Here is a 13,600-nt window from a genome sequence, read left to right as displayed (position 1 = left end):
CGATGGACGTTGCTATGACGACGTCCATCGTCCACAAAAACAGATCATCAGCCGGGCCAGCCTGCGGCGCGCAGCGCGGCCCGGACCGATTCGAGTACTTCGTCCGGCTGGTTCCGCACCGCCCAGGCCGGGAAGCGCAGCACCCGCTCGCCGCGTACCCACAGGGCGTTCTGCCGCCGCATGTCCGCCCAGTAGGCGCGTACGTCGAGGTGCTGGGCACCGTCGATCTCGGCGTGGACGCCGTACTGGTCGAAGAGGGCGTCCAGGTAGCGCTGCCGTCCGTCGGTGTCGCGGCGGCTGACCTGGAGTTTCGGCCGGGGCAGGCCGCCACGGCGACACAGCGCGAGGAACTGCGCCTCGGGCAGCGACCCGGCTCCACCGGCAGCGTCGTTGACCGCCTGGGTGATCACCGGTCGCCGTCGCACTCCGCTCATCCTGGCCAGCACGGCTCGCACCTCGGGTGGCCCGACCAGGCGCTGCTGCAGGGTGGCGGCCACGATGGCGCGGGCTTCGTCGTCGGAGCGCGCCCACTGGGCCGCGTCGACGACCGAGCGGGCGGGCATGGTGCACGGCGGGCTGCCGAGATCGTGTACGTCCGCGACGGGGTCCAGGAGGCGGGCGCGGTGCACGATCACGTCGTGCGGCGTGTCCCGGTCGCGGACCGTGGCGGGCATGAGCAGGTGAATCGCGGTCACGGCGAACCCGCGTAGTCCGAGTTGCGTCAGCGCGGTGCGCCCCGCGGTCACGGTGCCGGGCGGGCCGGCGAGGACGGCGATCCAGCGCCGCTGGTCGTCGTCGCGGGGTGCAGGTTGCAGCACGTACACGCCCCGGCGCGGCCGCTGCCAGCGCCCCACTGCGACCCGGTGCCGGATCGCGGCGTCGGTGTAGTGGGCCAGCGCCTGCGCCCGGCTCAGCACGTCATGCTGGCGGAAGAGCAGGAAGTCGAGGTCCGAAGAGTCGTCACGCGGCAGCTCACGCACGTCCGCCGAGCTTAGACCGTCCAAACAAGATTCATTTCTGTGGACGCTGGACGCTGCTGGAGCGACGTCCAGCGTCCACAAGAACGAATCAAGACGGTCAGGCGGTGGCCGGGCGGGCGGTGGCGCGGGTCTGGTGGCGCCAGTGCAGGGCGGCGGCGGCGCTGATCAGGATGCCGGTCGCGGCCGGGATGAAGGTGAGCCAGCTCAGCGAGTGCGGTGCGATCGCGGCCGCGCCGATGGTGGCGTAGCTGAACGAGGACGGCAGCCCGCCCAGCGCGGTGCCCAGCAGGTAGTGCCGGAAGCGCACCGAACTGGTTCCGTACGCATACCCGACCAGCCCGAACGGGGCGATCGGCTGCAGCCGCACGACGATGACGGCCAGCAGGCCGCGCCGGGCCAGCCAGCGGTCGAGCCGGGCCAGCCGGTCACCGGCGTGCGCGGCGACGAAGTCGCGCCCCGCCCAGCGCCCGGCGGCGTAGGTCACGGTCGCGGCGAGCAGCGCCGCGGTGAGCGACCAGGCGGCCCCGCCGACCGCGCCGAACAGCGCGCCGCAGCCCAGCGAGATGGCGGTACGCGGCACCAGCGCGCACAGCAGCACCGCGCAGACCAGCACCGCGACCGCGGGCGCGGCCGGGCCGAGCTGGTCCACCCAGGCGGGCAGCTTGTCCAGGGGCAGCTTCCACGCGGCGACACCGGCCAACCCGACCAGCACCGCGAGCGCGACCAACCGCAGCCGGTGCGTGCCCGCCGCCGTGACGGCGGACCGACTTGCGCCCGCCGGAGCCGTCATGGGCGGAGCCGAATCAGCGGGCCTTGCGCCGGGCTGCCCCGGGCCTGCTGGCACCGTCGCGGGCGGAACCGCATCAGCCGATCCGGTGCCGGGCTGCGCTATGCCTGCCGGTGCCGATCCTGGTCGAGCCGAACCGGCTGCCGTGGTGTCGGCTTCGGCGCCGGGCGCTGCTGAGGCCGCGGATCTGATGCCGGACGACGCGGTCACACGAGTCCCGCGGCGCCGAGGCGCTCGCTGCGCAGCCGGGTGTGCCAGGTGTCGTCGGCGGCGGCGAGGGTCTCCTCGCCGGTCGCCCAGCGCAGCAGCAGGTCGGCCAGCGCCGGGTTGCGCGACAGGGCGGGGCCGTGCGAGTACGTGCCGATGACGGTGCCGGACCACGCGCCCTCGGTCGCGCCGTCGTTGCCGATACCGGTGCGGACCTTGGCCAGCGGTTTCACCTCGGGGCCGAGGTGGGTGCGGCCGCCGTGGTTCTCGAAGCCGGTGAGCATGGGCAGGCCCAGCGCCGGGTCGATGTCGCCGGCCAGCTCGCCGACGGCCCGGGTGGGGCCGCGGTCGGAGTGCAGGTCGAGCAGGCCGAGGCCGTCGCACTTGGCGCCCTTGGCGAAGAAGCTGTTGCCGAGCAGCTGGTATCCCGCGCAGACGGCGAACACCACCGCGCGCCGGTCGACGGCGCGGTGCAGGCCGCGGTCGGCCTGCAGCCGCTGTGCGGCCAGGGCCTGCGGGCCGTCCTCGCCGCCGCCGATGAGGTAGATGTCGCCGTAGGGCAGCGCCTGGTCGGAACGCACCTCGACGGTCTCGGCGGGGATGCCGCGCAGCTTGGCGCGGTGCGCCAGGATCAGCATGTTGCCGCGGTCGCCGTAGGTGGACAGCAGGTCCGGGTAGATCCAGACGATCTGGAGTGCGCTAGACAACTCGATCCAACTCCGCTCGGATGTCCTGGAACGCGGTGTAGTTCGCGATCACTTCCAGTCTGCCGGGCGGCACCGCCGCGACAGCCTCGTCGAACGACTTCACGTGGGTGAAGGCGACGTCGTTGACCTGCAGCCGTACGGCGAGGTCGAAGGCCCGGTCCCCGGTGATCAGGACCTGGCGGCCGCGCAGCGGCGCGAAGTCGACGTCGAACAGCCAGCTGGTGTCGAAGCCGTCGGGGTCGCGCGCGTTGATCGACAGCAGGGTGGGCTGCTCCTCGGCCATGTCGAAGGCCTCCAGCCAGCTGGCCGGGTTCTTGGCCAGCAGCAGGCGGATGTTGCGCCCGTCCCGGTCGACCTGGGCGTAGCGGCCGGCCACGCTGGCGACCTCGGCGAGCTTGGGCGCGGCGTCGGCGGGGGAGACCCCGAAGCGGTGCGCCACGGCCAGCGCGGTCGCCGCGTTGCCGACGTTGACCTTGCCGGGCAGCTGGAGCTTGACCTCGTGCCGTACGCCCTCGGGGTCGATCACGGCGGACTCGTCGACGGTCCACTGCGGGGCCGGGCGGGTCAGGTCGCCGGTGGCGCAGCGCCAGGAGTCCTCGTCGGTCTCGTCGCGCTCGATGTGCGCGCCGCAGGCGGGGCAGACGTGTGCGTCCTCGCGCCAGCGCTGGCCGGCGGAGAACCAGGTCACCCGTCCTTCACCCGCCGCGGCGTGCGCGGCGGCGGCGTACACGACCATCGGGTCGTCGGCGTTGGCGACCACGTGCACGCCGGGGTGGTCGGCGAGGGCGTCGCGCCACAGCTGCGCCATCATCGCCACCTCCTTGGCCCGGTCGAGCTGGTCGCGGGACAGGTTCAGCAGCGCCACGACCAGCGGCGTGGTGGCCCTGAGCACCTGCGCGAGGTAGTGCTCGTCGACCTCCAGCACGGCGTACGGCGTGGTGCCGGCGCGGGCCAGGGCGGAGGTGTGGCCGGTGGGCATGTTCGCGCCGAACGAGTTCGTGGCGACGTCGCCCAGCACGCCGACCGCCGCCGCGGTGAACCGCGTGGTGGTGGTCTTGCCGTTGGTGCCGGAGACCAGGGCTATGCGCCGCCCGGCCGCCAGGTGGGCGAGCAGATCCGGGTCGATCATCATGCCTAGTCGCCCGCCGATGACCGACCCGTCGCCCCGGCCGGTGGCGCGTGAGAGCGCCGCGGCGGTCCGCGAGACCGATGCCGCGAGCGAGGCGCGCAGCGGCAGCTTCTTCTCCGTCACGCGGGAGAGGCTACCTGACTCCCGGACGGCGTCAGGCCTGTGGCGTGAACCACTGCCTGGCTTCCTGTTTTGCCTGCGTATTGCGCGAATCGGGTCTGAAGGGGTAAAACGATACAGCAGCCGCGCGTCTGCGCGGCGACTTCCGGCGTCGCCCGCCGGCGCCCCCGGAAGGCTGCACCCCTGGAAGGACATCGCTTTGCTCGAACTCCCTGAGCGGCGACCCGCCCGGTTGTTGCTGGGCCTGGGCGCGGGTATCGCCGCGGTCAGCCTGCTCGGCGCCCCCGCCGCCAAACCCGCCCCGACCACTGCCAAGACCTCCGCCAGCGCGTCCGCCCAGCCCGACGGGCAGTCGCGCCGCGACCAGCGCCGCCCGTCCGGCGAGGACCCGGAGGCCGGCCCGGAGTCCGCCGCCCGGCCCGAAGAGCTCGGCGACGACGCCGAAGCGGACGCCGCCGAGGATTGACCGGCGCACCGCTCGCCGGACGCCGGGGACTGCGCGCGACGATCGCCGCTGAGCCGTCGGGGACCTGCCCGGGCACGCCGCCGCGAACGCTGATCGCCGTCTGCGCCGGTCGGACCTGCCCGGTCCGGCTGCCGCGAGCTACGGATCGATGGTCATATCACTGAGTAGTACCAAGAGGCAGCTGTCAAGCACCCTCTGTCACCGCATTGCCACCTACGGGTGACTGCGTGGAGACGGAGGGTGCTTTTTGCTGCGGCGACTCCGGGTGTCAAAAAGATGACCTTGGTAACGCGCCGCGCCGCCCTCCACCGGTCGTTTGCGGCCATGAGCTGCGCCTATGTGGAGCGAAACCGCACCCGGAAGGCTGAATCCGCATTGACCGTGGAGGGAAGTGGAGTAAAGTGGGGCGCAATGGCGGGCCGGACGGTCCGCCGGCCCCGGGGGCAACGCACGCCGACTCGTCCGCGAAACGAGACGGCGTCGGTGTCGGTGCTGGAGGGGGTGGGGGCCGATGTTCCTGGGCACCCATACTCCCCGGCTCGACGACAAGGGCCGGCTGATCCTGCCCGCTCGGTTCCGTGACGAGCTGGCAGGAGGTGTCGTGATCACCAAAGGGCAGGAGCGCTGTCTCTACGTCTTTCCGACGCCGGAGTTCCAGCGCATCGCGGGCCAGTTGGCCGAGGCTCCGATGACGCACAAGGCGGCCCGTGCCTACAGCCGGGTCTTCTTCGCCAGCGCGCACGACGAGATCCCCGACAAGCAGGGCCGGGTGACCATCCCGGGCCACCTGCGGGAGTACGCGGGACTGGAGCGGGACCTCGTGGTCATCGGCGCCAGCACCCGGGTCGAGGTCTGGGACAGGCAGGCGTGGGACGCCTACCTCGAGGCGAACGAAGACGAGTTCGCCGACATCGAGGAGGGGGTGCTGCCCGGCGGTCTGTGAGGACGGGGGTCCGGCACCGTTCACGGCCGGGCTCGGAGTCGTACCGCGAGATCTCCACCCGCTCCGGCACCTGGCGTCACTTCCCCGACGCCAGGCGCATCGCTCTCATCCTCGGCCGCGACGAGGGTGGGAACGGGGAAGCGGTTGGGGATCTGGCGGTACGACGAGGCACAGCGAAAACAGGGGGGTCGAGATGGTGGAACCACGTGGCGTACACGTGCCGGTTCTGCTTGATCGATGCCTGGAGTTGCTGGCCCCCGCCCTGGACCGGCCCGGACGCGCACCCGGCGGACGCACGGTCTATGTCGACGGCACCACCGGGCTCGGCGGTCACGCCGAGGCCGTGCTGCTGGCGCACCCGAACACGATCCTGGTCGGGCTCGACCGAGACACCGAGGCGCTGGCGCACTCACAGCGGCGGCTGGAGCGGTTCGGCGACCGGGTGCACCTGGTGCACGCGGTCTACGACGAGCTGCCGCAGGTGCTGCCGAAGCTCGGCCTCGAGCAGGTCGACGGGATCCTGTTCGACCTGGGTGTGTCGTCGCTGCAGCTGGACGAGGCGGACCGCGGGTTCGCCTACGCCCAGGACGCGCCGCTCGACATGCGCATGGACCAGACCCGGGGCGTCACCGCCCAGGAGATCGTCAACAGCTACTCCCACCCGGACCTGACCCGGATCCTGCGGGTCTACGGGGAGGAGAAGTTCGCGTCGAGGATCGCGGCGGCGATCCTGCGCGAGCGTGCCAAGGCGCCGATCACGTCATCGGCCCTGCTGGCCGAGCTGGTGCGGGACTCGATCCCGGCACCGGCCCGGCGTACCGGGGGACATCCGGCCAAGCGGACGTTCCAGGCGCTGCGCATCGAGGTAAACGGCGAGCTGTCCACGTGGGAGCGTGCCCTGCCCGCCGCGATCGACGTGCTGGCGCCCGGTGGACGGGTGGTGGTGCTGTCGTACCACTCGCTCGAGGACCGGATCACCAAGCAGGCCTTCGTGGCCCGCGCCCGCAGCACGGGACCGGTGGACCTGCCGGTCGAGCTGCCGGGTACCGGGCCGACGCTGCGCCTGCTGACCAGGGGCGGGGCCGAGATGGCGTCGGAGGCCGAGGTGGCCCGCAATCCGCGGGCGGCGTCGGTGCGCCTGCGGGCCGTGCAACTGATCGAGCAGGACCAGGGTCCCTGACCAGGGGCCGGCAGGCTGCGAGCAAAGGGGGTAGGGATGAACGTGACACCGCTGCGGGCATCGCGCCGCAGCACAACGCCGTCGCAGGGGGCGTCGCGACCGGGGGGTCGGGCCGTGACGAACGAGGCGAAGGCGAATGATCAAGGCCGTTCGGGTGATCGCTACCGGACGGTGGGCAGTGCCGCGCTGGCGGTGCAGCCGGAGCCCGCGACGCCGCAGCAGGCGCGGCGACCGCGGCTGCGGCTGGCCCCGCCGGTGCCGGTGGCGGCGCCGCGAACGCCGTTCGTGCTGCTCATCGTGCTGGTCGTGGTCGCCGGGGTGCTCGGCATCCTGGTGCTCAACACCAAGATCGCCGAGGGCGGCATCCAACTGACCGATCTGAAGAAGCAGCAGGCACAACTCGACCTGCGCGAGCAGCAGATCACCCAGGAGATCACGGAGGCGGAGTCGCCGGGTCGCCTGGAGGCGGCGGCCAAGCGGCTGGGCCTGGTGCCGGCGGGTGCACCCGCCTTCATCCGGCTGCCCGACGGCAAGATCATCGGGGTGCCGCAGCCGGCCACCGGCAAGCCGAGCATCACCAGCCAGTGAGCATCGGGCTCCGGCATGGCTCCCTACGCGGAGCCGTGCCGGAGCCTGCCTGCATGAAGGCATAGAAGGGGCGACGATGGCGCGACGCGACACCGACGAGCCGGAGGACCGGGGGCGCAACCGCCGCAGCGGCATCGGCGACGCACGCGCCTTCACCCCGCGCGGGCGGACCACCCGCGACGGCGGTTCCGGCGACGGCCCGGACTCCGCACCGGATCCGCAGGCCGAGGCCGAGTTGCAGCGCCGCCGTGCCGAGCTGCGCATGGTGCGCGGCGGCCGGGCCGAGGAGGGCCGCCCGCCGCAGCGGCTCGGCCGGGTCACCGGCGCACCGAGCCGGCGACCGGCCCGTCCCGACGAGGGCGACTTCGACGTCGACGAGGCGCCGCGCCGCCGCACGGCTGCCGCGGGTCGCGGCCGGGCCCCGGTCCGGGCGGACCGCGAGTTCGCCGGGCGTACGCAGGCCGCCCGTGCCCGGAACCCGTACCGCGACGACCGGCTGCCCGCGGGCCGCGGCCGCCCGCAGGATCGGCGGCAGCGCCCGGTCGCGCCGCCGCCGGACCCGCCGAAGATGGGCGAGCCGCGCCGACGGCTGCGCCTGGCCACCGCCCTGTCGCTGCTGCTGTTCGCCGCGATCGGGGTGCGCCTGGTGCAGTTCCAGCTGGCCGACGCGCCGGCGTTCGCCGCACAGGGGCTCGAGGACCGGCTCGACACGGTCAAGCTGCCCGCGCCGCGCGGCGCGATCTTCGACCGCACCGGCGCCGTGCTGGCCAAGAGTGTGGAGGCGCGGTTCATCGCGGTCGACCCGGAGCTGGTCGTGGAGCCGAAGACGACGGCCGGGCTGCTCGCGCCGCTGCTGGGCAAGGCCCCCTCGGAGATCGAGCCGCTGCTGCAGAAGGGCAAGCAGGAGGTCAGCGGCAAGCCCATCCGCTTCCGGTGGCTGCTGCGCGGGCTGAGCGTGGACACCGCGAACATGGTGCGCGCGCTCAAGCTGCCCGGCATCATCGTCGATCGGGACGAGCGGCGGGACCTGCCGGGCGACGACCTCGCGGCCAACCTCATCGGCTTCACCGGCACCGACCTCAACGGCCTGGCCGGCATCGAGGCCCGCTACGACCAGCTACTGCGCGGCCGCAACGGGCAGCTGCAGTACGAGACCGGCAACGGCAACCTGAACAAGCCGATCCCGGGCGGCTTCCGCCGGGAGACCAAGGCGCAGCCGGGCAGCTCGCTGACGCTCACCATCGACCGTGACGTGCAGTTCCATGCGCAGCACATCCTGTTCGAGAACATGCAGAAGGTGAAGGCGGTCTGGGGCGCCGCGGTGGTGCTGGACGCGCGCACCGGCGAGGTGGTCGCCCAGGCGAGCATCCCGACGTTCAACGCGGCGAACCCGGGCGCGGCCAAGCCGGCGGAGCTGGCCGACAACGCCACCTCGGTGGTGGTCGACCCCGGTTCGGTGCACAAGGCGATCGTGCTGTCGGCGGCGCTGCAGGAGAACGTGGTCGAGCCCGACTCGACCGTGAAGATCGGCCCGTCGATCAAGAAGGGCGACCAGGTCTACTGGGACACCCACCAGTTCGCCGAGGGCACCAAGATCACCTTGCCGGGCCTGATGGCGTTCTCCTCGAACGTGGCCACCATCAAGATCGCCGAGAAGCTGGGCGCGGAGAAGCTGTACGAGTACCAGAAGCTGTTCGGGCTCGGCCAGCCCACCGGGATCGGGGTGCCCGGCGAGTCGTCCGGCCAGCTGCAGGCCCCGGAGGACTGGAGCGGCACGTCGCACGGCTCGATCCCGATCGGGCACGAGATGGCGGTGACGCCGCTGCAGATGGCGGCGGCGTACGCGGCGATCGCCAACGACGGCGTCTGGGTGCAGCCGCACCTGATCAAGCAGACCATCGCGCCCGGCGGCAAGGTGACCGAGCCCGCGCCGCCGAAGTCGCACCGGGTCATCAGCGCCGAGAACGCCGCGGCGCTGCGCGAGATCATGGAAGCGGTGACCACCGTCGACCAGGCCACCGGCCGCTCGGCGGCGCTGCCCGGCTACCGCATCTCCGGCAAGACCGGCACCGGCTCGCAGGTGCTCAACGGTAAATACGTCAAGGGCGAGGTCGGCTCGTTCATCGGCATGGCGCCGGCGGAGAATCCGCGCTACGTCATCGCGGTGTTCGTCAAGACGCCCGGCGTCGGGGCGGGCGGCAAGGTGGCCGGTCCGGCGTTCCGCGACATCATGGCGTACACGCTGCGGCACTTCAAGGTGCTGCCGAGCACCGTGGGCTCGCCCAAGTTCGTCACCTATTACTGATCCATGTCACTAGAAGTCAGACACAGCGGGCACAGGTGTGCGGCGGGTCATGGGCCAGCGGGTAAGGTCTGACGCCGTGCCCGGGAAACTCAGCTCCACCACCGCCCCGCTGCGGCCGGCCCGCGTGGCGCCGGTCGGTCTCGCCGCGCTCGCGAGCCTGTCCGGGGCCGACTGCGCGGCCCCGCCGGACGCGCTCGCGGCCGAGGTCACCGGCATCACCCACGCCAGTGACCAGGTGCGCCCCGGCGACCTGTACGCGGCGCTGCCCGGCGCCCGCCGCCACGGCGCGGAGTTCGCCCCCGCGGCACTGGCCGCCGGCGCGGTCGCCGTGCTGACCGACGCCGCCGGCGCGGCACACCCGGCGCTCGCGCCCGCGCTCGCGGCCGGGGTGCCCGTGCTCGTCGTCGCGGACGCCCGCGAGGCGCTGGGGCCGGTCGCCGACGCCGTCTACGGCTCGCCCACCTCCGCGCTGACCGTCATCGGGCTGACCGGCACCGCCGGCAAGACCTCCACCGCGTACCTCGTCGAATCCGGCCTGCGCGCCGCCGGTCACGTGACCGGGCTGATCGGCACCGTGGAGACCCGCCTGGGCGACGTCCGGGTGACCAGCGTGCGCACCACCCCCGAGGCGACCGACCTGCACGCCCTGTTCGCGCTGGCCCGGGAGAACGGCGTCACCGCGGTGGTGATGGAGGTGTCCAGCCACGCCCTGGTGATGGGCCGCGTCGGCGGGGTGCGCTTCGCCGTCGGCGGCTACACCAACTTCGGCTCGGACCACCTGGACTTCCACACCGACTCCGACGACTACTTCCAGGCCAAGGCGCGGCTGTTCGACGGCCGCTGCCGCACCGAGGTGCTCAACCTCGACGACGCGGCGCTGCGCCCGCTGCTGCGCCCGGCCACGGTCACCTACTCCGCCCTCGGCGACCCCGCCGCCGACTGGCGTGCCGCCGACGTCGTCGAGCAGGACTTCGGCCAGCGGTTCACCGCGGTCGGACCGGCCGGGCCGGTGCCCGCCGGGGTACGGCTGCCCGGCCGCCACAACGTGGCCAACGCGCTGCTGGCGCTGGCCTGCCTGACCGCGGTCGGGGTCGACCCGCGCACCGCCGCCGACGGCATCGCCGCGTGCCCGGGTGTGCCCGGCCGACTGGAGCAGGTCGACGCGCCCGGCCCGGTGGTGGGCGTCGTCGACTACGCGCACAAGGTCGGCGCGATCGAGGCCGCGCTGCTGGCGCTGCGCTCGCTGGCCGACGCCCGGGGCGGCCGCCTGATCTGCGTGCTGGGTGCGGGCGGCGACCGGGACACCGGCAAGCGTCCGCTCATGGGCGCGGCCGGTGCGCACGGCTCCGACCTGCTCATCGTCACCGACGACAACCCGCGCACCGAGGACCCGGCGGCGGTCCGGCAGGGCGTGCTCGCGGGCACCGCAGGATCCGCGGCCGAAGTCGTCGAGATCGCGGGCCGCCGGGCGGCCATCGCCGAGGCGGTGGAGCGGGCCAAGGACGGCGACGTGATCGCGCTGCTCGGCAAGGGCCACGAGACCGGCCAGGAGATCGGCGGCGAGGTGCTGCCCTTCGACGACCGCATCGAACTCGCCGCCGCGCTGAGCGCCCGCTTCGGGCGCCACGAGGCCGCCGAGCAGGAGGAGGGCCGATGATCCCGCTGACCCTGGCCGAGATCGCCGCCGCCGTCGACGGCACGCTGCACGGCGGCGACCCGCAGGCGCGGGTGACCGGCACCGTCGAGTTCGACTCACGCAAGATCGGGCTGGGCGGGCTGTTCGTCGCGTTCGCGGGGGAGAAGGCCGACGGGCACGACTTCGCCCCGGCCGCCGCGGCCGCCGGCGCGGTGGCGGTGCTCGGCACCCGCGCGGTGCCCGAGCTGCCGACGATCGTGGTCGCCGACCCGCTGGTCGCGATGGCCCGGCTGGCCCGCGCCGTGCTGGACCGCCTCGACACGACCGTCGTGGCGATCACCGGCTCGTCGGGCAAGACCACCACCAAGGACCTCATCGGCGGGCTGCTGGCGGAACTGGGCCCGACGGTCGCGCCGCCGGGCACTTTCAACAACGAGCTGGGGCTGCCGTACACCGTGCTGCAGGCCGGAGCGGACACCCGCTTCCTGGTGCTGGAGATGGGCGCGCGCGGCGTCGGCCACATCAAGGACCTCTGCGAGATCGCCCCGCCGGGCATCGGCGTGGTGGTCAACGTCGGAGTGGCGCACATCGGCGAATTCGGCTCGGTGGAGGGCATCGCCCTGGCCAAGTCCGAGCTGGTGCAGGCGCTGCCCGCGGACGGGCTGGCCGTGCTCAACGCCGACGACCCTCGGGTGGCGGCGATGGCGGGCGTCACCGCCGCGCCGTCGGTGCTGGTGGGTCAGGCCGAGGGCGCGGACCTGCGGGCCGTGGACGTGGTGCTGGACGGGCGCGGGCGTCCCTCGTACACCGTGGTACGAGGAAACGAGTCCGCGCGCGTGGAGCTGGGTCTGACCGGCGCGCACCAGGTGGGCAACACGCTGCTGGCGGCTGCCGTCGCGCTGCGCTGCGGCCTGCCGTGGGCCGAACTGCCCGCGGCGCTGGCCCGGTTGCGCGCGGTCTCGACCCGAAGGATGGATGTTTTCGACCGTGCCGACGGTGTCACGGTCATCGACGACTCGTACAACGCGAACCCGGCCTCGACCGCGGCGGCGCTGCGCGCGCTGCACACCCTGGGTGGCGCAGGTCAGCCGGGACGGCGCACCGTCGCGGTGCTCGGTTATCACGCCGAGCTCGGTCCGGCGGAGCGCGACGGCCATGCCGAGGTGGGAGCGCTGGCGGCTACGCTCGGCGTCGGCCTGCTCATCGTGGTGGGCGAGTCAGCCGCGCCGATCCTCGACGGCGCGGCCTCGGTGCGGCATTGGGAAGGTGAGTCGGTGCTGGTCAGCGATCAGGCCGCGGCGATCGGCGTGCTGCGGGAGCGGCTGCGGTCCGCAGACGTCGTGCTGGTGAAGGGTTCGCGCTACCGAACCTGGGACGTGGTGGACGCACTGCGCGAGACACGTGCCCTCGCGGGCGCGAGTGACGGAGACGGCCACCGATGAGATCCATCATCGTCGCGATCCTGGTGGCGTTCGCGGTATCCCTCTTCGGCACCCCCATAGCCATCAAAGCCTTCACGCGGCTCAAGGCCGGGCAGCCCATCCGCACGGACGGGCCCCAGTCCCACCTGGTCAAGAAGGGCACGCCGACGATGGGCGGCGTGGTGTTCATCTTCGGCACGGTCATCGCGTACGTGGTGGCGCACCTGAGCCTGACCACCCTGCCCGAGAAGCAGATCGCCCAGATCACGCCGACCATCACCGCACTGGTGCTGCTCGGCCTGTTCGTGTTCTCCGGCGCGGTCGGCTTCATCGACGACTTCCTCAAGATCCGCCGGCGTAACAGCGGCGGCCTGAACAAGCGTGGCAAGCTGCTCGGCCAGCTGCTGGTCGGCGCGGTGTTCGGCATCATCGCGCTGAGCGACCCCGGCTCGAACACCGAGACCGTCGGCTCCACCAAGATCTCTTTCATCCGCGACATCGACTGGCTGGACATCGGCAAGGTCGGCGCGATCATCCTGTTCGTGGCGGTGGTGCTCGGCGCCACGAACGGCGTGAACCTGACCGACGGCCTCGACGGTCTGGCCACCGGCACGTCGGTGATGGTGCTGGGGGCGTACAGCTTCATCGCCGCCTGGCAGTACCAGCACTGGTGCGCCGACACGTCCGGATACGCGTCCAACGCCAACAACTACTGCTACGCGGTGCGGGATCCGCTGGAGGTGGCGATGATCGCCGCCGCGGCGGCCGGGGCGCTCGTCGGCTTCCTGTGGTGGAACACCTCGCCGGCGCGCATCTTCATGGGCGACACCGGCTCGATGGCGCTGGGCGGCCTCATCGCGGGCCTGGCCATGTCGACGCGCACGCTGATGCTGCTGCTCATCATCGGCGGCCTGTTCGTGATCATCACGATGTCGGTGGTGATCCAGGTGATCTCCTTCCGGACCACCGGAAAACGTGTCTTCCGCATGTCGCCGCTCCAGCACCACTTCGAGTTGGCAGGCTGGAGCGAGGTCAACATCGTCGTCCGCTTCTGGATCGTCGGCGGCATCGGGGTGGCGATCGGCCTGGGCATCTTCTACAGCGACTTCCTGCGCGTGATGGGGTGACATC

At 72.6% G+C, this 13,600-nt stretch carries 12 protein-coding genes; 8 read left to right on the top strand and 4 right to left on the bottom strand.

What is annotated here, in order from left to right; all coding sequences use genetic code 11:
• Positions 1 to 47: 47 nt before the first annotated feature.
• The 4 genes from FLL47_RS17060 to FLL47_RS17045 form a co-directional block, all read right to left on the bottom strand.
• Positions 48 to 980 carry a type IV toxin-antitoxin system AbiEi family antitoxin domain-containing protein gene (locus tag FLL47_RS17060; protein ID WP_246158046.1) on the bottom strand — a complete coding sequence of 311 codons (933 nt, stop codon included), beginning with the start codon at positions 978 to 980 and terminating at the stop codon, positions 48 to 50.
• 97 nt (positions 981 to 1,077) lie between these two features.
• The gene (locus FLL47_RS17055) at positions 1,078 to 1,770 is read right to left on the bottom strand and encodes a TVP38/TMEM64 family protein (RefSeq protein WP_144121481.1); all 693 of its coding nucleotides are present in this window, start codon (positions 1,768 to 1,770) and stop codon (positions 1,078 to 1,080) included.
• Between the two features lie 203 nt (positions 1,771 to 1,973).
• Complete coding sequence (locus tag FLL47_RS17050; protein WP_425457705.1) at positions 1,974 to 2,681, bottom strand: type 1 glutamine amidotransferase; 708 nt, start codon at positions 2,679 to 2,681, stop codon at positions 1,974 to 1,976.
• Complete coding sequence (locus FLL47_RS17045; RefSeq protein WP_144121621.1) at positions 2,674 to 3,918, bottom strand: MurT ligase domain-containing protein; 1,245 nt, start codon at positions 3,916 to 3,918, stop codon at positions 2,674 to 2,676. Before FLL47_RS17045 ends, FLL47_RS17050 begins: the two co-directional genes overlap by 8 nt.
• 211 nt (positions 3,919 to 4,129) lie before the next feature.
• Between FLL47_RS17045 and FLL47_RS17040 the strand changes: the two genes are divergently transcribed.
• The 8 genes from FLL47_RS17040 to mraY all read left to right on the top strand — a co-directional run bounded on the left by FLL47_RS17040 (position 4,130) and on the right by mraY (position 13,596).
• Entirely contained in the window at positions 4,130 to 4,396 is a 267-nt protein-coding gene (locus tag FLL47_RS17040) for a hypothetical protein (protein WP_144121479.1), read from the top strand.
• Between the two features lie 511 nt (positions 4,397 to 4,907).
• On the top strand, positions 4,908 to 5,339 hold the full coding sequence (gene mraZ / locus FLL47_RS17035; protein ID WP_144121478.1) for a division/cell wall cluster transcriptional repressor MraZ: 432 nt from the start codon (positions 4,908 to 4,910) through the stop codon (positions 5,337 to 5,339).
• A 193-nt stretch (positions 5,340 to 5,532) separates the two neighbouring features.
• Positions 5,533 to 6,519 carry a 16S rRNA (cytosine(1402)-N(4))-methyltransferase RsmH gene (rsmH, locus tag FLL47_RS17030; protein ID WP_144121477.1) on the top strand — a complete coding sequence of 329 codons (987 nt, stop codon included), beginning with the start codon at positions 5,533 to 5,535 and terminating at the stop codon, positions 6,517 to 6,519.
• 114 nt (positions 6,520 to 6,633) lie between these two features.
• Positions 6,634 to 7,107, top strand: a complete 474-nt coding sequence (ftsL, locus tag FLL47_RS17025) for a cell division protein FtsL (RefSeq protein WP_246158044.1) — start codon at positions 6,634 to 6,636, stop codon at positions 7,105 to 7,107.
• 76 nt (positions 7,108 to 7,183) lie between these two features.
• Complete coding sequence (locus FLL47_RS17020) at positions 7,184 to 9,412, top strand: peptidoglycan D,D-transpeptidase FtsI family protein (RefSeq protein WP_246158042.1); 2,229 nt, start codon at positions 7,184 to 7,186, stop codon at positions 9,410 to 9,412.
• A gap of 37 nt (positions 9,413 to 9,449) precedes the next feature.
• Positions 9,450 to 11,069, top strand: coding sequence for a UDP-N-acetylmuramoyl-L-alanyl-D-glutamate--2,6-diaminopimelate ligase (locus tag FLL47_RS17015; RefSeq protein WP_425457704.1), 1,620 nt, complete (start codon positions 9,450 to 9,452; stop codon positions 11,067 to 11,069).
• Positions 11,066 to 12,490, top strand: a complete 1,425-nt coding sequence (locus FLL47_RS17010; RefSeq protein WP_144121474.1) for a UDP-N-acetylmuramoyl-tripeptide--D-alanyl-D-alanine ligase — start codon at positions 11,066 to 11,068, stop codon at positions 12,488 to 12,490. Before FLL47_RS17015 ends, FLL47_RS17010 begins: the two co-directional genes overlap by 4 nt.
• Positions 12,487 to 13,596 (top strand): phospho-N-acetylmuramoyl-pentapeptide-transferase, encoded by a 1,110-nt coding sequence (mraY, locus tag FLL47_RS17005; RefSeq protein WP_144121473.1) that lies wholly within the window; start codon positions 12,487 to 12,489, stop codon positions 13,594 to 13,596. Before FLL47_RS17010 ends, mraY begins: the two co-directional genes overlap by 4 nt.
• Positions 13,597 to 13,600 lie beyond the last annotated feature (4 nt).

The sequence above is a fragment of the Catellatospora sichuanensis genome (genome assembly GCF_007483665.1).
Classification (GTDB): Bacteria; Actinomycetota; Actinomycetes; order Mycobacteriales; family Micromonosporaceae; genus Catellatospora; species Catellatospora sichuanensis.
Note: the sequence above shows the minus strand (reverse complement) of the source record. Positions and strands in the feature narration are given on the sequence as shown.

Excerpts from the sequence above, each read along its gene's own strand:
- FLL47_RS17010 (WP_144121474.1), top strand. The coding sequence starts at position 11,066 with ATGATCCCGCTGACCCTGGCCGAGATCGCCGCCGCCGTCGACGGCACG.
- mraZ (WP_144121478.1), top strand. The coding sequence starts at position 4,908 with ATGTTCCTGGGCACCCATACTCCCCGGCTCGACGACAAGGGCCGGCTG.
- FLL47_RS17055 (WP_144121481.1), bottom strand. The coding sequence starts at position 1,770 with ATGACGGCTCCGGCGGGCGCAAGTCGGTCCGCCGTCACGGCGGCGGGC.
- rsmH (WP_144121477.1), top strand. The coding sequence starts at position 5,533 with ATGGTGGAACCACGTGGCGTACACGTGCCGGTTCTGCTTGATCGATGC.
- FLL47_RS17020 (WP_246158042.1), top strand. The coding sequence starts at position 7,184 with ATGGCGCGACGCGACACCGACGAGCCGGAGGACCGGGGGCGCAACCGC.
- mraY (WP_144121473.1), top strand. The coding sequence starts at position 12,487 with ATGAGATCCATCATCGTCGCGATCCTGGTGGCGTTCGCGGTATCCCTC.